Origin of the sequence: Nostoc sp. (assembly GCF_036917655.1) — a bacterium.
Taxonomy (GTDB): domain Bacteria; phylum Cyanobacteriota; class Cyanobacteriia; order Cyanobacteriales; family Nostocaceae; genus Nostoc.
In genome coordinates, this window is the sequence record NZ_JBALCY010000009.1 from 253,196 (window position 1) to 274,240 (window position 21,045).

The window sequence follows — 21,045 nt, forward strand, 5'->3', positions numbered from 1 at the left end:
CCTACTCCACTGTGATGGATGGACCATCATCTTCAGTCCAATCTTCTAGTCGATAGACTTTTTTTGGCTTGGTTAACTTGCTATTCAAGTGAGTAGCAAAATCATCTTCGGATGTAGCTATGATTAATTGCTTGTTTTTCAGTACGTCATTCAAGACACCAGCCAGCCTTTCTTTATGTGCTGGATCAAGGTTTTGAGATGGATCATCTAAAACCATGAAGCTGATGTTGTGAGTTAAATTGTTAGAGGTTGCTAATCCCAGGAATATACTCAATGCTGCACAGTTAATGTCGCCTTTATTTAAAATCCGCAAGGCAATTTCAGTCTCTCCCTTTCCAACTGCCATCACTTCATACTTATCCGAATCTATTTTGATATCTGGATAATCAGTGCGGATAGCTAATTGGCGATAAATGTTGGAGATGAGATTTTTGGTAGATTCTATTTTCTCTTTGGCAGAAGTTCGGAGTACATCTTCAATAGCTTCCCCAATAGTTACTACAGAGTCGCAAAGAGAAGATAATTTATCGCGTTCGGATTCAAATTGCTTATATTCAGGGCTATCTTGAATCTCAAATAGCTTTTCAACTTCTTGCCGCCGTTGGAGCATATTGGTAATTCGTTTGATATCTTCTAGTTGTTCTTCAATGACATCAATCCGATGATTTCCTTGCTGAATAGCTTGTCGAATCTCTGCTAAATCTTTACTCACCTCAGTAATTGCTTGTTCGAGTAAAACCAAAGGATCTGCCTCCTCGGAAATTTCTGTTTCCAAAGCTACTGCAATAGCCTTTTTTGCATCTCGAATATCTTGGCGTTTGTCTTCTAAGTCGCCTTGGAAATGCTCAAATTTCTTGATAACTCCCGACAACGCTGATAATTCTGTTTCAAGTCTGCTTATTTCTGTTTCAAACGGCTTTATCTGTGATTGCATTTCCTTTTGCGATGCTTCTATTTGCTGCCGAAGCTTACTAGGAGTAATTTTATTAGAACAAATTGGACAGTGCGACTCGGTATCTTGTCCAGAATCTAAAAACTTCAGTGTCTCCCGAATCACCCCTGCCTTGTTGTTGATTGTGTAAAGCCCTTCCCTGGCTACTGGTAGGTGTTCGTTCTCAATTTGATTTTTCTTAGCTAATACAGATGAGGGAGTTCCGTGTTTATCTTTAAATTTCTGAATCTGCTCATCTTGTTGCTTTTCAGCATTCCGTTTGCCATCGAAACTAACTTTCAAACGAGTTAGTTCATTTTCCTGACTGAGCAAGGCTTTCTGCCTTTCAACGTCCGGCTGCTCATTGCGTAGCTTTTTGATAGCTTGCTTGCCTGATTTGAAAAACTTTTCTAAGTCTTCATTAGTCTGATATTTAGGCAGCATTGGCAACAACAAACTATAGTCATTAGCAAACCTCTGCATTGTTTCAGCAACAGTTTTACAACGGGACTTTGCCCCATCTAGTGTTAGTTCTTTTTCTGCAATGTCATGGCTCATTGCCTCCTCTTTAGCAGTAGCTAAGTCTCCTTGCTTAATTTTTTTTGCGGTTTCTATTTTGTGATTAATTTTGGCATAATCCTCATCAATTTTCTTGAATTGATCGGTGGCTTTAGCATTTTTAATACCTTCGCCAAGATTACGCCAATTCGTTAATCCCATGAGTCTGTCAAGGGCATTACGCCGCTCTTTGGGTTCTTGGACAAGTAATGCATTTATCACCTCTTGATGAAGATAAATACAACTCATATAGTCACTTAATTCGATACCAAGTAACACCGCTAAACGGTTTTCATCTTCATGAATTCCATCATTGGTTTGATAATAGAATGATGGTTTTCCCCTTCGCTTACGATCGCAACGATATACTTTGAGCAATTCCCCATCGTCCCGCTTAAAGGTAACTTCCACAGTTGCTTCGCTTGACGTTTTATTTTTGACTAGCCAATCCTTGCGCTCATCAATCTTTGTAGCAGACTTATTGGCAACTTTATCTCCAAACAAACACCATTCGATAGCGTTGAGTGTACTGCTCTTAGCTCCACCTTGGATGCCCAACAACAGAGTGCAGGAGTTATCAAAAATAAATTCTCTCTCCCCGGCGCGGTCTGCAAAGCCTCGAAATCCTTTGACTTTAAGCGAGATCAGCTTGTAGTTTTCCATGTCCATCTTATAAACCCATTGCTAGCGTTAAAGCTTGTAAGCTTCGGTTGTAAACTTTACGCTGTTGCTCAATTTGACTGCTAAGCATTTCAGTCACTGCTTTAGACGATCCATCTTCAAATTCGGTAATCAGTTGCTTCCCCAAGTCTGCTAATACGTGTTCGTGATCTGAGTCAATCGCACGATTTTTTAATTGTTCTGCAAGCTTCTTCTGGTCTTTCATATCAACTCCCATCTAGTTCTTTCTAAATGTTCTGTGCCTGGTGATGGCACGCATCTCTCCCGCCGACGCGGTTTTTTGATTCCGATGCCCTGATTATTCCCCGTTTGAACCTCTAAATCCCAGTCTGCCCCTAACTTGGCATTCCCCATAATATCGGTCAAAGGGGCAACAGTAGCTACCGTAATTTTACTGGTGAATTAAAGTCTTTAATTACCGATTGATACTTTTATTCAAAATGGTATTGCTCCTGAAAGTGGTGATTGGGTTAGGTGCAATCACCACTTTGGGGTCTGCGATCGCATTCAATAGTGTATTTGTATTTGATAACCCGCAATTTGGGTTATTAATTGATGTTAAACGACTTGCTTTAGGCGTGATTTCACCAATTCCCCAGGAGCAAATGCTCCATTTTCTGTAATGATCGCTGTAATTAACTCAGCCGGAGTCACATCAAAAGCCGGGTTGTAAAAATCTATACCCCCAGGTGTGAGAATTGTATCGCCAACTTGATAGATTTCTGTTGGTTCGCGTTCTTCAATGGGAATTTTGCTGCCATCGGCTAATTCAAAATCAACGGTGGAAAGGGGTGCAGCGACAAAGAAGGGTATATTATGGGCTTTAGCTGCGATCGCTACACTATATGTACCAATTTTATTAGCAGTGTCGCCATTAGCAGCAATGCGATCGGCACCCACAACTACAGCATGAATCAAACCCTGTTTCATGCAATGGGCTGCCATATTATCAGTAATTAATGTCACTGGAATGCCTTCTTGCACACATTCCCAAGTGGTGAGTTTTGCCCCTTGCAAACGTGGACGGGTTTCGTCGGCAAATAAACGTTCTAAACGTCCTTCCCTCCAAGCGGAACGCACAACACCCAAAGCAGTGCCATAACCAGCAGTAGCTAGCGCCCCAGCATTACAGTGGGTAAGAATCGTCAGCTTTTCTGGGGTAGTCGGCAACACTGCCAAACCATTGTCACCGATCGCCTGACAGGTTTGCAAATCTTCAGCATTGATTGCTTGGGCTGTTTGGAAAAGGGTTTGTTTAATTTCTTCTACAGTTCCCAACGTTTCGTAGGCGGCTGTCATCATCCGACTAATTGCCCAAAATAAATTCACCGCCGTCGGCCGAGTAGAACGCAACAACTGGGCTACTTTATCTAAGTGTTGCAAAAATTCGGTGCGATCGCTTGTTTCAATTTCCCTTGCACCAAGATACATTCCGTATGCCGCAGCCACACCAATTGCAGGCGCACCTCGCACAATCATCGTTTTAATCGCCCGCGCCATATCATCACTGCGATGAATTTCCACAAATGTATATTCGTTGGGTAAGCGAGTTTGGTCAATTAGCGACACTGAGTTGTTGTGCCAAATAACGGGATAAACCTGGTTTGTAGAAGATATCATAGAAAGAGTTGATTAATAAGCATCAAATTGCTAATTAGTGCTTGTTAGCACTTTGGTAGTTTAACACGCTACATTGATGTCAGCTAAAGGATGAAGTCTGCCAATCTTTTCTTTCAATTGCTAAGAAATTTACCTCCACCCACTGGTCACGCTTCTGAAAACCCTCTGGAATATAGCGAAGAAACTGCATCCCAATTTTTTTTAATACTTTCTCACTACTCCTATTCCATAGAGCATGGTACGCTTCAATACGATCTGCTGCCAAAAGCGTAAAACTAAACTTGATAATAGCTTGAGCGGCTTCTGTCATATAATCTTGATTTTGGTGTTCTGGATGTGTCCAAAAACCGAGATTCCATATCCGAGCTAATTCATGATTTTTTCTAATAGAAATTCTACCGATAAATGTACTAGTACTGGCACATTCAATTGTGAAAGTATAGGCTGAATCAGATTCCCAAGATTGCAAACTTTGTTGAAGGTATTCGTGAAGTTCTTCGATGAATTGTGGAGGTTCCCAAGGCATACCATTGTTAAAACCTAGAAACTGCGTAGCCGAAAACACGTATGGAATATCTTGGGAAGAGACACATCTGAGGATACAGCGCTCAGTCTTAATTCGATATGTTATTGGTATTCTCATGTATTCAAAGCTAATTCTCATTAGTTGCCTAGAGAAATTGATCCTCAAAAAAATAACCTCTAAAACAGAGGTTATTTTCATAAGGTTATTCTAGGAAACAGACGATGTACTTAAACAAAATTAACTAAACCACAGCCGATACTTGCTGCTTAAAGAAAGCTTGCAACACTCTTTCTGCTATTTGATGACTAGTTAAACCTAATTCTGTCTTAGATTCATTGGGTTCAGCATGATCTACTAACACATCTGGTACACCGAATCGCTTGACAGGAACTAGAATATCTGCATCCATTAAGGCTTCCGCGATCGCAGAACCAAAGCCACCCATGATACAACCTTCCTCCAAGGTGACAACGCGGCCAATTTTCTTAGCCAAAGGCAAAATCAACTCGGTATCCAAAGGCTTAACAAAACGGGCATTAATTACAGTTGCTTCAATGCCGTGTTCGCTGAGAATTTCAGCGGCTTGCATTCCTGGATAGACCATTGTGCCATAGGCGACGATTAACACATCATCGCCAGTGCGGAGAATTTCTCCTTTGCCAATTTCCAAAGGTTCCCAACCTTCCTCCATCAGGGGGACACCGTAGCCATTGCCACGAGGGTAGCGCATAGCGATCGGCCCACTGGTATGATTAACGCCGGTTACTACCATGCTTTGCAGTTCTGCTTCGTCTTTGGGTGCCATTATTACTATGTTAGGAATGCAACGCAGATAAGCGATATCATACATACCTTGGTGGGTGGGGCCATCAGATCCGACAATTCCTGCCCTATCTAAACAGAAAAACACTGGCAGGTTTTGGATGCAGACATCGTGAATTATCTGGTCATAAGCACGTTGCAGAAAGGTAGAATAAATGGCGGCTACGGGGCGCATCCCTTGAGTTGCAAGTCCTGCGGCTAGGGTGATTGCGTGTTGTTCAGCAATGCCGACATCAATATATTGATTGGGCAGTTTGGCTTGAAGTTTATCTAAACCTGTCCCCGTTGCCATAGCCGCAGTAATCCCAACGATTTTGGGGTTTTGTTCGGCAAGTTTCACCAAAGTGTGAGAAAAGACTTTGGCATAAGCCGGGGGTTTGGGTTTACTGGAAGGAATGGCTTTGCCAGTTGCTACATTGAAGGGGCTTTGGGCGTGGTAGCCAACTTGATCTAGTTCGGCAATTTCATAGCCTTTGCCTTTGACTGTTGCTACATGTACCAAAACTGGCCCTGTTATCTGATGTGCCTGTTGGAAGGTGGCAATCAATTCTTCGAGATTATGCCCATCCACTGGGCCAATGTAGGTAAAGCCGAGTTCTTCAAAAACTGCACCTACCTTGGGAACAGCCAAGCGTTTCATACCTTCTTTGATCCGTCCGAGTTCGGGAGACAAGGATTCGCCAACGAAGGGAATTTGCTTAAACTGTTCCTCAAGATTATCTTTAATAAATTGTACCGGTTGGCTGAGGCGCATTTTGTTGAGATAGCGGGGAATTGCGCCCACGTTGCGAGATATAGACATATCGTTGTCGTTGAGAACAACCAACAGGTTAGTTTTCGGCAAGTGTCCGGCATGGTTGATGGCTTCTAAAGCCATACCCCCAGTCAGTGCCCCATCGCCAATAACAGCAACGGCTTTAAATTTTTCCCCTTTCAAGTCTCGCGCTAAAGCCATGCCCAATGCCGCTGAAATACTTGTAGAAGCATGTCCAGCGCCAAAGTGGTCAAACTTGTTTTCACAAAGTTTGAGATAACCTGCAACTCCGTCCTTTTGTCTGAGAGTGTGGAAGCGATCGTAGCGTCCTGTAAGCAGTTTGTGGGGATAAGCCTGGTGTCCTACATCCCAAATCACTTTGTCCCGATCTAAGTCCAGTGTCTGGTAAAGTCCTAGTGTTAATTCTACAACACCCAACCCTGGTCCCAAGTGTCCACCATTAACTGCTACGGTTTGGAGATGCTTATCTCGAATCTGACGGGCAATCTGTTGCAGTTGGCGAACAGAGAAACCGTGCAACTGATTAGGATGGGTGATTTCGCTCAGATGCATATTATAGGGTTTTCCTCTCTAACTTCACGTTTTTAGTATCTTGATTTTCCCACGGTCGGGTTGTCCACATAATCAGACTCTTACATTGTTACTAAGTTGTAGTGGAAAGTATAACTTCGTAATTGATAATGCTAAAAAATTTGTTACCTATTAACAATTCGTCAAAATCAGGTTACAACCAGCTAAGGTTATAGCACATTTGTCAATAAGTAATACTACTTAAAAAATATCTCTAATCCGTATATAAAACCAAGTTTTTCAGGAGCATTTTGCGGAAATTCCCTAAGTACATCACTCATTTTTGCCCTTTAAAGTTAGTACAGAAGAAAGTTAAATATCTCATTTCTAACTATATTTTCAGGATAATTGCTGATAAATATTTAGCAATTATTTCTTCTATTGTTCGTTAATAGCAGCTAATTTTCTCAGCGATCGCCAGTTCATTGAGAGCAAACGCTTGTATGTAATAATACCTAATTATTTTGGCTAGATTCAGTATTTATTTAGTAAAATAATCTTCTTAAATTAATTATAAAATTTTGTCTTATATCATGTCCGGGTAATTCGTTGTGATTCCCATAGTTATTGCACCCCACCCGCCAGATGCTCCACTTAGGGAGACCCCAGACGCTCTCTACGAGACGCTGCGCGAACGCGGACTCGCTACCGCTGCGCTATCGCTTTTAGCGTCTCCCCTTGGGAGAAGACCGCACTGGCTCCCCTTAATCCCCTCCCCGCCGGCGGGGTGGGGTTCTTCGGGTTTAATAAGCAATCAAGCGGACATGATATTACTTCTTACATAACTAGCAAATAACATAGCACAAATTGTATAAATTAATCTGTGCAAGAAATTTAGACTTTTTCCTAAATTATTCGTAAACAACAAGATTTCCGACAACTCTTACGAAGTCGGAAATCAAAGCCTTTCGATTTGAATGAAATCAAATAGGATTGCTATATCTATTCTCTATTTACCAAAAGCATCTTTGATGTTCTCAACGGTGCGTTCAACAACATTCTTTGTGTTGTCTACTGCTTTCTGTGTCCGATCTGCATCTTCGTTTGCTCTTTTCTGAATTGTAGCCGCATCTTTCTTTGCTTTGCGTTCAGCAAAACTACCATTGTCTGTTGCTTGGTCAACTTTATTGGCATTGTCCTTGGCAGTTTGCTTAACTTTATCTGCCGTATCTTGGATAAAATTCTTGGCTCGTCCAGCATCATCGCTGGCTTTTTCTTTAACTTGATCGCCTACGTCTGCCGATGCAATTAAGGTTGCAGTAGGAGCAGCCATTGCTGAAGTGTTCGAGAAAAATGCACCTTGCCAAACAAAAGCGATCGCTAACATACAAAACAGTGTTGTAGCCATCCAGCGTTTTACTGAGGAAAGCTGTTTTGTAAAATAATTCAGTCTCATAGAATACAATCTCATCTGATTTAGTATACTATTTTTACTTCATTTAGCTGATTAGCGATATCGATCCCTAGATAGAGGTTCTTGCGTCATTAGTTATTAAACGAATTCACTATTTTGATAGATTGAATTTTGACTAAAGATTTTTTTGCTGGTAATCAGGGAGCGAATTAAACAGTTCACAGATTTTGGACATGGGCGATCGCGGTTAGAGATGTTGGGAAAGTATTTGACGAATGGAATTGGCTACTATAACAAGCAAAGTCCACCTCTGTGGACTAAGGGAAAATTAAGGGTTTTAAACCCACGCAGAGAGAAGTCTAAGCGTCGGCTTCCGGCGATAGCGCAGCCTCGAAAGTCTGGGGAGCCACTACGGGGACAAGGGGTTTCCCCCATAAGCAACTGGCGTGCGACTTCTAGTCGCCAGGGCTAGTATGAATTGAGACTTCACAAACATCATCTTAGAGAAAAGTCAGCGATCGCTGTTCAGTTAATTAACTTGCAACCGTCGATGCAATGCCATTGTCAGTTGATACAATCGCATTGTCAGTCCAAACAATCACATTGTCAGTCAATGCAATCGCATTTTCAGTCGAAACAATCACATTGTCAATCGAAACAATGCCATTGCAGGAGGTTGCATTAAATAACGTGGCGATGGAATTACAAAGCGCAAGATGCTTTAGTGTTGTATCATCATGTGAACTTCCTCTGGAGACAACACTAAGCATCACGCTGGCAGCAATTGCTGGATGCGCTCTGGCTCCTCTCCCAGCCAATCTGGATTTTGGGCAGTGCTATCAAAAATTGATGAGGTTTTGAAAGGCTCAAACTCGCCGCGTGATGCAGCTTCTGCGGTTTTTGCTAAGAGCGATCGCACTTGCTCATCGTTCATTGGCTGAAACGTCCGTACTGCTTCAAAGGCTTGCTCTAGAATCTCCATGCTATCAATTCCGGTAATCACAACCGACGTGGGCAGATTCAAAGCATAGTGTAAACACTCAATTGGCGTTACAGTATTTGAGCGTAAAAGAATACCGTTGGCCAAACTTTTCATTCCCAAAACACCAATGTTTTGTTTTACCAGTTCTGGCACAACCAGCTTTGCAAAGCTCCGGTAGTGAGCATCCATGACATTGAGCGGCATCTGCGCTGTATCAAACTTAAACCCGTGAGTGGCTGCAACTTCCAGCATATGCAGATGAATATGGGGATCTTTGTGCCCAGTGAAACCGATGTATCGGAGTTTGCCAGCTTCCCGTGCCTCAATGAAGGCAGCATTCGCCCCTTCTTTGTCGAAAATTCGATGCGGGTCTTCGTATCGAATGATTTCGTGGTGCTGAACAAGATCGATGTAATCAACTTGCAGGCGTTGAAGTGATTCGTCTAGCTGTTTTGCTGCTTCTTTTTTAGAGCGACCATCGATTTTCGTCATCAGGAAAACTTTATCTCGGTAGCGATCGCGCAGCGCCTTTCCCATGCGAATCTCGCTGACTCCACCGTTGTAATCCCAACTGTTATCCATAAAGGTGATGCCACGATCAATGGCTGTTCTAACAATGCGGATACCCAGTTGCTCATCAACATGCTTCAAACCGATGTGCCAACCACCCAATCCGATGGCGGAAACTTTCTCTCCTGTACTGCCGAGAACTCGATATAGCATTTCTGAATTTGACGTACTTCCTGACATCTGTTCTCCTTGTCTTTCAGCTATTACTTAAGTAGATATAACTGTGTGCCAATTCAAAGACAAGGAAAAGTTGGCAATATCTTGCTGAAGATACACTTTTAAAGCCGATCAGGAAAATACTGAAGAAGCCAAAATAGCGATGGCAATTTAAGATGTGTGAGCTAAGGAGTTAAAGAGACGGTTAGAAACCGAGTCTACATAAGCAAAACCTTAAAAGGGCCGTTAGAAACTGCGTCTACACGAGACTTTACCCACCTCCGTGGGTTAAAACATTAATTTTCTCTTAGTCCGCGGAGGCGGACTTTGTTTGTGTAGCCGTGAATTCTATTCGCCCTGGTTGTGCTGTGCTGCTATATTTATTTTCCGCTATAAAAAAAGGCAATTTCTTTCTCTTTTAGGGGTGCGAAACCAGCATCTACAAGTAATTGGTCGAGTTCTGCTTGGGGAATGTGTTTTGCGCCAATTCGCACAATGCGCGATCGCATAGTATTAGATACGCCACTGCGCTGTCTATTGCCTTCTAGCGCCATAACCTTACCATAAAGGTCTAATTTGGCAGGTGGAATGGGGGAACCATCAAAATCAATTCCCTGTGCGATCGCTTCATCAATCGCATCAGCACCTGTAGTAGTTTGATTCCCTGAGTTAGTTTCGGTAGGCATGGTGATTTACTCTTCTTCGCTATGGGTAGATTTTACCAGTCTCGCTGACACCAAAGCTGCCTACTGGCTTTTTTTGCTGCCGAGGATTAATTGCAATTCTTTGCGCGGCAGCCGCTCATGGGGCAATACAGTTCAAGGCAGGGAGAAGTTCGTCGAACTCACGTTAGACTAATCACGAGCTTGTCGCGTCACCAAACCACCAACAAACGCCCCTAAGATTGTGCCTGTCCATAGCCCTGTTGTGCTACCTTGCCATATTGCTCCAGGTGTCATCCAAGCGTTGCACATCTCCTTAAAACCCCAAGGTTGGTTTTGGCACTTTTGGCTATGGAGCATTATGGTGATTTGCCCACTGGTGTAAGCCCCAAAAAAACCTGATGACAGCGCCAAAAAAGTGCAAATTAAAATTCTATTTTTTGTCATTATCCCCATGCCCCATGCCCCATGCCCCATGCCCCATGCCCCATTCCCCATGCCCCATTCCCAATCAACCTGTATTTCTCATCCCGGCTGCAATACCATTAATAGTTAACAATGCTCCTCGCAGTAACTCGCCTTTGCTGTAACGAGAGTGGATGACTCCAGATGTAGCAGTCGTATTTTGGGACTGTCGTAGGCGCTTGAGTAGTGAAACTTGGATAAATCCCAAGGGGACAATTGTGCCATTGCGTAACTGCACAGATCGTTGCAATACAGGATCACCATCTAACAGTCGATTGTGATCGGTGATTTTTAACACCAAATCCCTTGTCAGATAGAACTCGCTGGCTATTTGGTCAAAAACCTTGCCAAAACGAAGCTGATCTTCTGGTTTTGACAATTCTTGGACATAGTGATGTGCCATTTGCATGTCTACTTTTGCCAAGGTCATCTCGGCTTTAGAAATCACCATCTTGAAAAAAGGCCACTTTACATAAAAGTAACGTAGCAATTTCAAGTGTTCTTCTGGTTCTACGTTCAAGAATTCTTGTACAGCTGTGCCAACACCGTACCAGGAAGGCAGCAAAAAGCGAGTTTGTGTCCAGCTAAATACCCAAGGAATAGCTCGGAGACTGCTTAAATCTTTCTTACCAGATGGACGGCGGGCTGGACGGGAACTAATTTGCAACTGGCTAATTTCTTCAATTGGAGTTACTTCGTGGAAGAAGTCAACAAAATCAGGCTGTTCGTAGATTAGCGCCCGATAATGTTGACGCGATCGCGCTGCTAATTCTTCCATAATCTCATTCCAGGGTTCAATATCATCAAAACCTGTCCGCAGCAGGCTAGCTTGAATCACAGCCGTGGTGATGGTTTCCATGTGGTACAAAGCCAAGTCCAACAAGGAGTATTTGGAAGCCAAAACTTCTCCTTGTTCGGTAATCTTGATTCGCCCATTGATACTATGACCTGGTTGAGCCAAAATCGCCTCGTAAGCAGGGCCCCCACCCCGCCCGACAGAACCGCCGCGTCCGTGGAAAATCCGCAAATTTAGATCATAGTTTTCTGCTATTTGTTGCAGTGATTTTTGCGCTTTATGAATTTCCCAGTTGCTGCTTAAAAAACCAGAGTCTTTGTTGCTGTCAGAATACCCCAGCATCACTTCTTGTAAGTTAGGGGTGAGGGGGGAGGAGGAGGCAGGGGAGGCAGGGGGGGCAGGGGAGGCAGAGGGGGATGAATTTTCATCGGCATCCTCTGCTTTTGTGTGTTCGTAGCCGCCGGCTAACAAGGCGCGATATAACGGGAGTTCAAACAGTTTCCGCATGACGCTTCTGGAGCGTTGTAAATCTTCTACTGTTTCAAATAGGGGGACAACTTGAATGGTTCCCACAGCAATAGCGGGATCAAAAAGTCTGGCTTCTTTGGCTAACAATAGTACTTCCAGCACATCGCTCACGTCGCGGCACATGCTGATAATGTAAGTTTGGCAGATGTTAAGACCAAATTCTTGTTGAAGCGATCGCACGACGCGAAAAGTTTCAATTACATCGTTGGTTTTTTCCGAAAATGGCAATTCTGCCGGAATTAACGGCCGCCGGGTTTGCAATTCTCCTGTGAGCCAAGCGACTCTTTGCTCCTCAGATAGTTCGTTGTAAGGTTGAGGTAATATTTGCAGGTATTCCAGGATCTCATTCAGCGCATCGGCGTGGCGGGATGATTCTTGGCGGATATCTAGCTGTGTCAAGTTAAAACCAAAAATTTCTACCTGACAGATCAGATTTTCTAATTCTCGACAACTTAAACCTGTTTCTGTCAAGTTGCGCTGAATCATCCGCAGTTCTGCGAAAAAATCGGCTCCTGAACGATACAGGGGGCTGTCTGGATTTTTTGGTGTTTCCCGATTGTACAAAGCTAGATTGCGATCGCGAGTATTTTCCAGCCGTTTCAGCACATAAGCCAGTTTGAGCCGATAGGGTTCTTGTCGATAACGTAGCGCCAGTGCGTCGTATACCTCACTCAACTGGGACTGATCCAACTCTAGAGATTCTAGTAAATCTGGTAAGACATCACTCCAGTGCATCGACACACTCAACAATTCAATCAGATTTTTCACTGACTGAATATATCTCCCCAGCACCATTTTGCGCTGATAGCAAGCTGTCTGCCAGGTAATTTCTGGTGTGACTGATGGGTTTCCATCCCTGTCTGAGCCTACCCAAGAGCCAAAAGAGCAAAAGTTTTTACTTGGTGGTTCTAGCCAAGGAAAGGTATTGGATAGGGTGTGTTTGAAACGTTTATAAAGTTGGGGAATACCATCAAATAAAACTTCTTGGAAGTAGTGGAGAGCATAATCTACTTCATCTAGCACCGTGGGTTTGAACTGGTGAAGTTCGTCTGTGCGCCACCACAGGCGAATTTCTTCGAGCAATTGTTCGCGGACATCTGCTGCTTCCCAAGGATATGCTCCTGGTGTGCTACCAGAGTGGTTTTCCAAGGCATCCAGTTTTTGTAATAGTTGTACTACCTGTCGCTGCTTATCCCGGATGGTATGACGAACAATTTCCGTCGGGTGCGCTGTGAAAACTAAGCGCACATCCAGATGTGCGATTAGACGTTGAATTTGCTGGGGTGGGACATTCAGTTTGAATAAATAGGGAAACAAGGCAGCAAAAGTACCTTTTGGTTGGACTTGCGCTTTTTCTAGATAACTCTTTCTCAGAAAGTCTGCTGCTATTCCCCTACTAACAGGCGCGTCATCTTCTCTTTGATTGGAGGAATAGTTGACATTGGATGGTGTTTCTGGTTCTGTAGCCTCTGTTTCTGCCTCATAGCGACTCAATTGCTGCCGTTGTTCGTATTCCTGCTCTATGATGTTAATCAACTGAAAATACAGAGCGAAAGCACGAGCTGCGCGAATTGCTTCGTTAATATTCAGTTGTTCAATTAATTTGACGGCTGAGGATGCTTGGTCATTTGTTGCTTGTCCTTCTGGCGAACACAAATCGCGCAACTGCCGCAACAAGTCTACCATATTTTGTCCGCATTCTTGCCGGAGAACTGACTCCCACAATTCTTCCACTACCTGGAGACGATGACGCAAAAATAATTCCGACACCGGGTATATATCCGCAGTTTGAGACGAAGAGTATAAAAGGGAACCCATATTCTCTATTCTTGTAAAGCTAATTACTGTTTACACTTCTAGGTTTTGCACTTAATGCTCACCGGGTTGTTCCTGAGCAAATAATTATTTGGTGTATATCTTCTCATCTTGATTGGTTTGGTGTTCGTCTGGGAAGTCGAGGTTGGGCAAGCGATCGCCTCGAAATAATTCTTCACTGGCTTCCCCTATGGCTTCTAGTGCTCTTACTGTAGTTTTTCCGGTAATGAGCAGCAGTAATATAGACGCTGTACCTATTTGTAAAAGGAACGACTGGGGAATGATAAATAAATCCAGATTGGATGTGGGTTTAGGTGAAGACTGTTGGTTGGCAGGAGGCATTGCTAATTTTTGGTTATGGGAATTGTGAGTAAAAGGGAATTAGGAGAGACGCGATTAATCGCGTCTGTACAGGAGTTAGGAGTAGAGACGCGATTAATCGCGTCTGTACAGGAGTTAGGAGTAGAGACGCGATTAATCGCGTCTGTACAGGAGTTAGGATTAGAGACGCGATTAATCGCGTCTGTACAGGAGTTAGGAGTTAAGATGACTCCAACGATTAAGGGATGGAGTTTAAATGAGATAAACTTGTTGTTTGTTTCGCCCATCAGGGTAGTTAGTGCAGTGGGACGCGAGTCCAGCCTTCTAAGGACAAGTCATCAGCCAGTCATATAGAATTATTCTGACTCCTGGCTCCTAACTTTTAACTCCTAACTCCTAACTCCTAACTTCTGATTTATGACTCCCTATTAGTAAAATAAACGCAAAACTCAACATTAGTCAGACTTGCAACCTGTACAAGACTATCTTGTCCGATTTTGTGAGCTACGAAGGTAACAAAATTGTTAAAAAAAAACCGTCAGAGTGTGATAGACCTATGGTTCTAGTTTACAAGTGCAGGCACTATCCCCCAACAATCGCTTTCTGTAAAGTTAACTTTCCATGAAAACAGTATTACCAGATCGCCAGCAATCCTTAGTGCAATGGGTAAGCCAAGCAACAGGGATCAACACTTTCGGGGTGAAAGTCCGATTACGGGGAAATGACCTTCATATTCTTTGTGAAGGTACAGAATGTCCGCAGCGTTGGCGTACTTTGTCTGACTTGCTACAAGCACTACAGCAAACAGGCTTGGATATCCTCACAAACAACGAACAACCCTCAATATATCAAGTATTCGTCTATGGCCGAAGAAAAGGGGAACAGCGCCCCAAATGGTGCCATCGGGTTTACTTGAATCAAATAGATAAGCATCTGGAGCAGGTGGAGCAAGCCTTACTAGCAGACTCAAAAAAATCAATCCAATCGGGTGGGGCGCTGATTGTCTCTAACGAAAGTTTGGCACGCCAAGGGAACCCAGAGGCTATTGCTAGGTATCTCAGCGAAACTCTGAGTCCGCTGGGTGTATCGGTACAGGCAAAGATTAAGCCATATCAGCCAAAGAACTCTCAGGCGGAAGAAAATCGCCTGTGGATATTTTGCCAGTCGAGCTATAGCCCTGATGCATCGTTGCTTGCTGAACCCATAGCACAGAAGTTGCGTGATCTCAAGCTTTCCGGCTACCAAGATGCAGTAATTGTTTCCCAGGTGAGCGGCGAAACTGCGCCTGATTGGCTGCTGCGGGTGGATTTGACACCACCAGAGGTGATGCTTAAAGAGTGGGCGCGTTGGGGGGATGTCCAAGCGATCGCTCGATTATTAACTGAGGTATTGTCAGGGTTAAAAGTTGCTGTCCAAGCTTCTGTTAAAGAATCAACGCTACATATCTTTTGTACCCCAGCTTTTGATCCCTTAGGAACTGCCGCAATCCCAGACAAAATAGTGTGCTTAGAGGCGATTTTACCCCAGCTAGAAGCGATCGCTCCTCAAGGCATTCTCGCCGCCACCGTATACGGACAAAAAGCCGGCGACAAGCAACCAACTTGGATTGATTGGCTGGCTTTACCCGCTGCGAAGCATCCCGCCTTTGCCACATCACCACTAGATTTGGCGAATACTGGCGATGAACCAGCCATCATTTTTTTACTAGAGCGCTTACTCAATCCTGACCTGGATTGGCGGCTATTGACAGGTGGAATTCGCGTACTGCTGCTGAAGAAAAATGATTTATTGCACATCATGTGTGATGCACCTGTTTGTCCAGGACGTGAACAAGTAGCAAGTAAAATTACGCAGTTTATCCGCCAGTTAAAAATTCTCGGTATTATGGGGGTACGTGTCTACGGTCGCCGGGCTGGGAATAAAGAACCTTTTTGGCACTATGGCCTTGATCTTGAGCATCGCCAGCGTTTAGTCCCAGAAGCAACCCCAGAATTTGCTGCTACTTCTAAATACGTTAACGATTTAGTAACCTCTGAGACTAGTGAGCCAATTTTGCGCCCCGACTTAACAACACAAGAAGTTCAAAGTTTTGTAACAGAAGTAGCGCGAGATTGGATAGCAACGGCGAGTACAACAGCGAAAAAATTCCTGTTGAGAAGCCAACTATTTACCGAAAGCCACCAGTCAGCCGAGGCAAACCCTGATATTCAAGGATTTAAGATTGCTTTAGTTTGGGGGACACTGGGATTATTACTTACCCTCCAAACTGATTGGGTGTTGGGTCGAATGATTGCACGCACTACGCCGAGTTCGTCAAAGGTAGCTAGTGTCACGCTCCCATCATCTTCTGAACACAAGGCATCTTTGACATCTGGGAAAACTCAGAGTCAGAAAACGCCATTTTTTACCAGTACTTCCAAGACAAAATCTCCTCCAAATCAGAGTTCTGTATTTAATGCTTCTGAGTTTACCCAAAGTGATGAGACTCCGACAAAGAATTTGGCAGCCGCACCACTGAAGGAAAAAGCAACCGCTACCGCTATTCTTTTAGCAGCGCGATCGCAGATGCCAAGTTTCAATGTCAGGCAGTTAGACGAGCAGCTAGCACTGTATAAACAGCGTTTGGCTAGAACTGGTAGTCCGCCAGATGTGTTGATTATTGGCTCCTCCCGCGCCCTCAGGGGAGTAGATCCAGCAGCACTTTCTAAAGCTTTAGCAACTCAGGGCTATTCAAATCTTGACGTGTTTAACTTTGGGATCAACGGTGCTACCGCACAAGTTGTAGACTTTGTGATTCGCCACGTACTGGAACCGTCAGAACTGCCTAAAATAATTATCTGGGCAGATGGTGCACGTGCTTTCAATGGTGGACGCGAGGATATTACTTTTAAATCGATCGCTGCATCAGCTGGTTATAAACAAGCATTCCAAAAAACACCAACAACTGCAAATAGCAATGATTTGCCCGAAAATCAGGTAAGTTCGGGAGAACAAAAGATAAAAGAAGAAAAACAGGAAATTAGCACTTATGAAGCTGTCAATCAGTCATTAAATCAGGCTCTCGCATCTCTTTCTACTAGCTATCAAAACCGCGACCAAATTAAAAGTTTACTGCAAAAACAACTGCTCCTACTTGGTCATAATCAGACAGTTCCATCACAAAAACAGCTAACAGATGGTACTTCAGATGAGAGTACTTTCCAGCAAGCAGTTGACTTTGATGGCTTTCTACCTTTGTCTATTCGCTTCAATCCCGCTAGATACTATCAAATACATTCTAGAGTTCCCGGAAATTACGACAACGACTATAAATCTTTTCAAGTAGAAGGAGAGCAAGATACTGCCTTTCAAGAAGTGCTTCAGTTTGCCCAGTCTCAGAAAATTTCCTTAGTGTTTGTCAACATGCCTCTGACGGGAGATTATTTAGATCCAGTGCGTAGACAATATGAGCAACAATTTCAGCAATATATGTTGCGTTTAGCTACTAATCCCAACTTTATTTATCGTGATTTGAGCCAACAGTGGCTAAAAGCAAATGACTACTTTTCTGACCCCAGCCACCTCAACCGCTTTGGCGCATACGAAGTCTCGAAAAAGCTGGCTAATGATCCGATGATTCCTTGGCCCGCGAAGTAGGGAGGTGAAGGGGATGAGAGAGCAGGGGGGCAGGGGAAGCAGAGGAGATGAGGGAGATGAGCGGGACAAGGAAAATAACCGTGCCCAATGACAAATGCCCAATGACAAATGACAAATGACTAAAAAATGAACTTTATATCAATTTTCTATGGGCTGTTCTTGTTGAGTGTTTTAGGAATTTACTGGTCTTTAGCACAACAGAAATTGCGATTGTGGACACTGCTAATTGCTAGTTTAATTTTCTACGCATCTTTGCACATCCAGTACATACCATTACTATTAGCATTGACGTTTATTAATTTCCGTGTGGGGCTGGAGATTGGGAAAAACACATCGCCAGGAAAACATTCTCTCGACTGGCGAATTTCTAATGAAGAGTGGCAGTTTGCCCAAAGTGACTGGAATCGTCGTCGTCTAAAACTTTTGTGGCTGGGGATAACTCTAAATGTTTTACTATTATTAGTTTTTAAGTATTTTACCCCTTTATTCAAGTTTGTTTTTCATATCCAAACAAATTCACCAGATAGCTCTTTTAAATTGATTGCACCCTTGGGAATTTCATTTTTTACCTTTGAATGCATTGCCTATTTAATAGATGTCTATCGTGGTGCCCCTGCTACTGAGCAGTTTCTCAAATTTGCCACCTACAAATTATTCTTCGCCAAACTGATTTCCGGCCCGATTACCCGCTACCACAACTTAGCAAATCAATTTAATACGCTAGACTTCCCCAGTGCCGATAGAGTAGCAGAAGCGCTGTGGTTAATTGCTAGAGGCGCAGTCAAAAAAGGTATTTTTGCAGACCACCTGGGAATTTTCGTCGATTTATGTTTTGGTAACTTACAACGGGCGGGTAGTACCGATCTCTGGTTAGCTACATTCGCCTACGGCTTGCAGTTATATCTAGATTTCAACGGTTACGTAGACATCGCCCGTGGTAGTGCCTTGCTTTTCGGCTTGGTTCTGCCTGAAAATTTTGACTTTCCCTATTTCAGCACCAGTATTGGAGAATTTTGGCGGCGCTGGCACATGACTCTAGGAGATTGGCTACGTAACTATGTCTACTTTCCTTTGGGTGGTTCCCGTCGGGGTTTAGTCCGTACCTGCTGGAATTTATTTATTGTGATGCTAATCGCTGGTATCTGGCACGGATCTGCCTTGGGTTATGTAGTTTGGGGCATATTCCACGGGTTAGCCTTGGTGGTTCATCGACTTATAGATGCTATGAGCGATCGCTTTGAAAATCTAGAACAATTCTGGCAAAATCCTCTGGGTATCTTTGTCGCTTGGTTATTGACCCAGCTGATGGTTTTTACCTCTTGGATCTGGTTCCGCCTACCTAATCTGCAAGACTCTTCTTTGGTAATTCGGCATCTTTGGGGTTATCCTGCTGACGCCCAGTTTGCTGAAAAGGTCTATGTGGAAGCCTTAAACATGAGCCAACACCAACTAACTTGGGTACTTCTAGCTTTAGCTGCTTTTATGGCTGTAGTCTATGCCTTCAACCGGATGCTGAAGTTAGAGTTTAACTGGCCCCTTAAGCTTGTCTTCGTCCCCCTGTGTTTCTACGCTGTTTGGTTATTAGCTCCTGAAGGCAGTTTGCCCTACATCTACTTTGATTTTTAACTGAAATATTAGACAATATAGAACTTATTATTTCGTTACAAATCAACAAAACTTAAAATTTTTTCAACAGGTTATTTGTAAAGGAATATAAAGACAATTAACTAGGCGATCGCATAATTGAAAGTTATAGCTAGTTTGGTGTTTAAATGGCTTACAAAGCCTTAAATTATGACTTTTCTTTATAGTAGGAAAACTTTACAGAACGATGAGCTTTTTAAAGAATTATGTTACAGAATATTAAGTCACAGATCGCGTCCAAGTAAATTCTTGTAGACTATATTTTAACAGGCGAAAAAAATCCGCTTGTTCCATATTTAACAACCCATAGCACTTATAAAACAATGACCACAACCTTACAACGGCGCTCTGGCGCTAACGTATGGGATCGCTTTTGCGAGTGGATTACCAGTACCGAAAACCGTATTTACATCGGTTGGTTCGGCGTACTGATGATTCCTACCTTGCTAGCTGCTACCACCTGCTTCGTAATTGCCTTCATCGCTGCTCCTCCTGTGGACATCGATGGTATCCGCGAACCAGTTGCAGGCTCTTTGATCTACGGAAACAACATCATCTCTGGTGCAGTTGTTCCTTCTTCAAACGCCATCGGCTTGCACTTCTACCCAATCTGGGAAGCTGCTTCCTTAGATGAGTGGTTGTACAATGGCGGTCCTTACCAGTTGGTAGTTTTCCACTTCTTGATCGGTTGCGCTACCTACCTGGGTCGTCAGTGGGAACTTTCTTACCGCTTAGGTATGCGTCCTTGGATCTGCGTAGCTTACAGCGCACCTTTGGCTTCCGCTACCGCAGTATTCTTGATCTACCCCATTGGTCAAGGTTCATTCTCTGATGGTATGCCTTTGGGTATCTCTGGAACCTTCAACTTCATGATTGTGTTCCAAGCAGAACATAACATCTTGATGCACCCCTTCCACATGTTAGGTGTGGCTGGTGTATTCGGCGGTTCCTTGTTCTCCGCAATGCACGGTTCTCTAGTAACTTCTTCCTTGGTGCGTGAAACTACCGAAACTGAATCACTAAACTACGGTTATAAGTTCGGTCAAGAAGAAGAAACCTACAACATCGTTGCAGCCCACGGCTACTTCGGTCGTTTAATTTTCCAATACGCATCATTTCAAAACAGCCGTCAATTGCACTTCTTGCTTGCAGCTTGGCCTGTCATTGGTATCTGGTTTACCGCTTTGGGCATCAGCACAATGGCATTCAACCTGAACGGTTTCAACTTCAACCAATCAATCATTGACTCCCAAGGTCGTGTCATCAGCACCTGGGCAGACGTAATCAACCGCGCTAACTTGGGTATGGAAGTAATGCACGAGCGCAATGCTCACAACTTCCCCCTAGACTTAGCTGCTGGTGAAGTTACTCCTGTAGCAATGACTGCTCCTGCTATCAACGGTTAATACTTCAGTATTAGCTAAATAAAAAGCGCCCTCTAGAAATGGGGGGCGTTTTTTCGTGAGAATTTTCAGTAATGAAGTAATGCACGAGCGCAATGCTCACAACTTTCCCCTAGATTTGGCAGATGGTGAGGCTGTGCCTGTGGCAACGATCGCGCCTGCAATTCATGGTTAATCATAAGGTAAAATTCACCGCGCTCTCTGTCTAGAGGGCGCTTTTTTTATGAAGC

The 21,045-nt window shown here is 43.6% G+C and carries 18 protein-coding genes; 5 read left to right on the top strand and 13 right to left on the bottom strand.

Annotation, left to right across the window (positions count from 1 at the left end; all coding sequences use genetic code 11):
• Window position 1 precedes the first annotated feature (1 nt).
• From V7K30_RS05475 to V7K30_RS05505, 7 genes are all read right to left on the bottom strand, one after another.
• A complete protein-coding gene (locus V7K30_RS05475; RefSeq protein ID WP_334997862.1) occupies window positions 2–2,158 on the bottom strand; it encodes an AAA family ATPase in 2,157 nt (718 codons plus the stop codon).
• A 1-nt stretch (window position 2,159) separates the two neighbouring features.
• Window positions 2,160–2,375 carry a hypothetical protein gene (locus V7K30_RS05480; RefSeq protein ID WP_334997864.1) on the bottom strand — a complete coding sequence of 72 codons (216 nt, stop codon included), beginning with the start codon at window positions 2,373–2,375 and terminating at the stop codon, window positions 2,160–2,162.
• Window positions 2,372–2,560, bottom strand: coding sequence for a DUF4347 domain-containing protein (locus V7K30_RS05485; RefSeq protein WP_334998161.1), 189 nt, complete (start codon window positions 2,558–2,560; stop codon window positions 2,372–2,374). Before V7K30_RS05485 ends, V7K30_RS05480 begins: the two co-directional genes overlap by 4 nt.
• A gap of 168 nt (window positions 2,561–2,728) precedes the next feature.
• On the bottom strand, window positions 2,729–3,790 hold the full coding sequence (gene mtnA, locus V7K30_RS05490) for an S-methyl-5-thioribose-1-phosphate isomerase (RefSeq protein WP_334997866.1): 1,062 nt from the start codon (window positions 3,788–3,790) through the stop codon (window positions 2,729–2,731).
• A 79-nt stretch (window positions 3,791–3,869) separates the two neighbouring features.
• Window positions 3,870–4,514, bottom strand: coding sequence for a GNAT family N-acetyltransferase (locus V7K30_RS05495; RefSeq protein ID WP_334997868.1), 645 nt, complete (start codon window positions 4,512–4,514; stop codon window positions 3,870–3,872).
• A gap of 43 nt (window positions 4,515–4,557) precedes the next feature.
• Complete coding sequence (dxs, locus tag V7K30_RS05500) at window positions 4,558–6,465, bottom strand: 1-deoxy-D-xylulose-5-phosphate synthase (protein WP_334997870.1); 1,908 nt, start codon at window positions 6,463–6,465, stop codon at window positions 4,558–4,560.
• Window positions 6,466–7,432: 967 nt separating this feature from the next.
• Window positions 7,433–7,879, bottom strand: coding sequence for a hypothetical protein (locus V7K30_RS05505; protein WP_334997872.1), 447 nt, complete (start codon window positions 7,877–7,879; stop codon window positions 7,433–7,435).
• 145 nt (window positions 7,880–8,024) lie between these two features.
• Between V7K30_RS05505 and V7K30_RS05510 the strand changes: the two genes are divergently transcribed.
• The gene (locus tag V7K30_RS05510) at window positions 8,025–8,309 is read left to right on the top strand and encodes a hypothetical protein (protein WP_334997874.1); all 285 of its coding nucleotides are present in this window, start codon (window positions 8,025–8,027) and stop codon (window positions 8,307–8,309) included.
• A 61-nt stretch (window positions 8,310–8,370) separates the two neighbouring features.
• Here the strand turns inward: V7K30_RS05510 and V7K30_RS05515 are convergent, their stop codons facing one another.
• The 6 genes from V7K30_RS05515 to V7K30_RS05540 all read right to left on the bottom strand — a co-directional run bounded on the left by V7K30_RS05515 (window position 8,371) and on the right by V7K30_RS05540 (window position 14,153).
• Complete coding sequence (locus tag V7K30_RS05515; protein ID WP_334997877.1) at window positions 8,371–8,607, bottom strand: hypothetical protein; 237 nt, start codon at window positions 8,605–8,607, stop codon at window positions 8,371–8,373.
• Window positions 8,607–9,569, bottom strand: a complete 963-nt coding sequence (locus tag V7K30_RS05520) for an aldo/keto reductase (protein WP_334997879.1) — start codon at window positions 9,567–9,569, stop codon at window positions 8,607–8,609. The genes V7K30_RS05515 and V7K30_RS05520 overlap by 1 nt, the downstream gene beginning before the upstream one ends.
• Before the next feature lie 356 nt (window positions 9,570–9,925).
• Window positions 9,926–10,231, bottom strand: a complete 306-nt coding sequence (locus V7K30_RS05525; protein ID WP_334997881.1) for a small RNA NsiR4-regulated ssr1528 family protein — start codon at window positions 10,229–10,231, stop codon at window positions 9,926–9,928.
• A 168-nt stretch (window positions 10,232–10,399) separates the two neighbouring features.
• Entirely contained in the window at window positions 10,400–10,654 is a 255-nt protein-coding gene (locus V7K30_RS05530) for a hypothetical protein (RefSeq protein ID WP_300412453.1), read from the bottom strand.
• 64 nt (window positions 10,655–10,718) lie between these two features.
• On the bottom strand, window positions 10,719–13,814 hold the full coding sequence (locus V7K30_RS05535) for a phosphoenolpyruvate carboxylase (protein WP_334997883.1): 3,096 nt from the start codon (window positions 13,812–13,814) through the stop codon (window positions 10,719–10,721).
• An 84-nt stretch (window positions 13,815–13,898) separates the two neighbouring features.
• On the bottom strand, window positions 13,899–14,153 hold the full coding sequence (locus V7K30_RS05540) for a hypothetical protein (protein ID WP_334997885.1): 255 nt from the start codon (window positions 14,151–14,153) through the stop codon (window positions 13,899–13,901).
• 24 nt (window positions 14,154–14,177) lie between these two features.
• Here V7K30_RS05540 and V7K30_RS05545 point away from each other — a divergent pair, with 24 nt between their 5' ends.
• From V7K30_RS05545 to psbA, 4 genes are all read left to right on the top strand, one after another.
• On the top strand, window positions 14,178–14,486 hold the full coding sequence (locus V7K30_RS05545; RefSeq protein WP_334997888.1) for a hypothetical protein: 309 nt from the start codon (window positions 14,178–14,180) through the stop codon (window positions 14,484–14,486).
• Window positions 14,487–14,753: 267 nt separating this feature from the next.
• Window positions 14,754–17,768, top strand: coding sequence for a DUF1574 domain-containing protein (locus tag V7K30_RS05550; RefSeq protein WP_334997890.1), 3,015 nt, complete (start codon window positions 14,754–14,756; stop codon window positions 17,766–17,768).
• A gap of 126 nt (window positions 17,769–17,894) precedes the next feature.
• Window positions 17,895–19,394 carry an MBOAT family O-acyltransferase gene (locus tag V7K30_RS05555; RefSeq protein ID WP_334997892.1) on the top strand — a complete coding sequence of 500 codons (1,500 nt, stop codon included), beginning with the start codon at window positions 17,895–17,897 and terminating at the stop codon, window positions 19,392–19,394.
• A 341-nt stretch (window positions 19,395–19,735) separates the two neighbouring features.
• Window positions 19,736–20,818: a photosystem II q(b) protein gene (gene psbA / locus V7K30_RS05560; RefSeq protein WP_334997894.1), complete on the top strand. Its 1,083-nt coding sequence runs from the start codon at window positions 19,736–19,738 to the stop codon at window positions 20,816–20,818.
• Window positions 20,819–21,045: the final 227 nt, after the last annotated feature.

Bases quoted from the DNA above. Each gene is read 5' to 3' on its own strand.
- V7K30_RS05475 (WP_334997862.1), bottom strand. From the start codon at position 2,158: ATGGACATGGAAAACTACAAGCTGATCTCGCTTAAAGTCAAAGGATTT.
- V7K30_RS05480 (WP_334997864.1), bottom strand. From the start codon at position 2,375: ATGAAAGACCAGAAGAAGCTTGCAGAACAATTAAAAAATCGTGCGATT.
- mtnA (WP_334997866.1), bottom strand. From the start codon at position 3,790: ATGATATCTTCTACAAACCAGGTTTATCCCGTTATTTGGCACAACAAC.
- V7K30_RS05495 (WP_334997868.1), bottom strand. From the start codon at position 4,514: ATGAAAATAACCTCTGTTTTAGAGGTTATTTTTTTGAGGATCAATTTC.
- dxs (WP_334997870.1), bottom strand. From the start codon at position 6,465: ATGCATCTGAGCGAAATCACCCATCCTAATCAGTTGCACGGTTTCTCT.
- V7K30_RS05505 (WP_334997872.1), bottom strand. From the start codon at position 7,879: ATGAGACTGAATTATTTTACAAAACAGCTTTCCTCAGTAAAACGCTGG.
- V7K30_RS05515 (WP_334997877.1), bottom strand. From the start codon at position 8,607: ATGCTTAGTGTTGTCTCCAGAGGAAGTTCACATGATGATACAACACTA.
- V7K30_RS05520 (WP_334997879.1), bottom strand. From the start codon at position 9,569: ATGTCAGGAAGTACGTCAAATTCAGAAATGCTATATCGAGTTCTCGGC.
- V7K30_RS05525 (WP_334997881.1), bottom strand. From the start codon at position 10,231: ATGCCTACCGAAACTAACTCAGGGAATCAAACTACTACAGGTGCTGAT.
- V7K30_RS05530 (WP_300412453.1), bottom strand. From the start codon at position 10,654: ATGACAAAAAATAGAATTTTAATTTGCACTTTTTTGGCGCTGTCATCA.
- V7K30_RS05535 (WP_334997883.1), bottom strand. From the start codon at position 13,814: ATGGGTTCCCTTTTATACTCTTCGTCTCAAACTGCGGATATATACCCG.
- V7K30_RS05540 (WP_334997885.1), bottom strand. From the start codon at position 14,153: ATGCCTCCTGCCAACCAACAGTCTTCACCTAAACCCACATCCAATCTG.
- V7K30_RS05550 (WP_334997890.1), top strand. From the start codon at position 14,754: ATGAAAACAGTATTACCAGATCGCCAGCAATCCTTAGTGCAATGGGTA.
- V7K30_RS05555 (WP_334997892.1), top strand. From the start codon at position 17,895: ATGAACTTTATATCAATTTTCTATGGGCTGTTCTTGTTGAGTGTTTTA.
- psbA (WP_334997894.1), top strand. From the start codon at position 19,736: ATGACCACAACCTTACAACGGCGCTCTGGCGCTAACGTATGGGATCGC.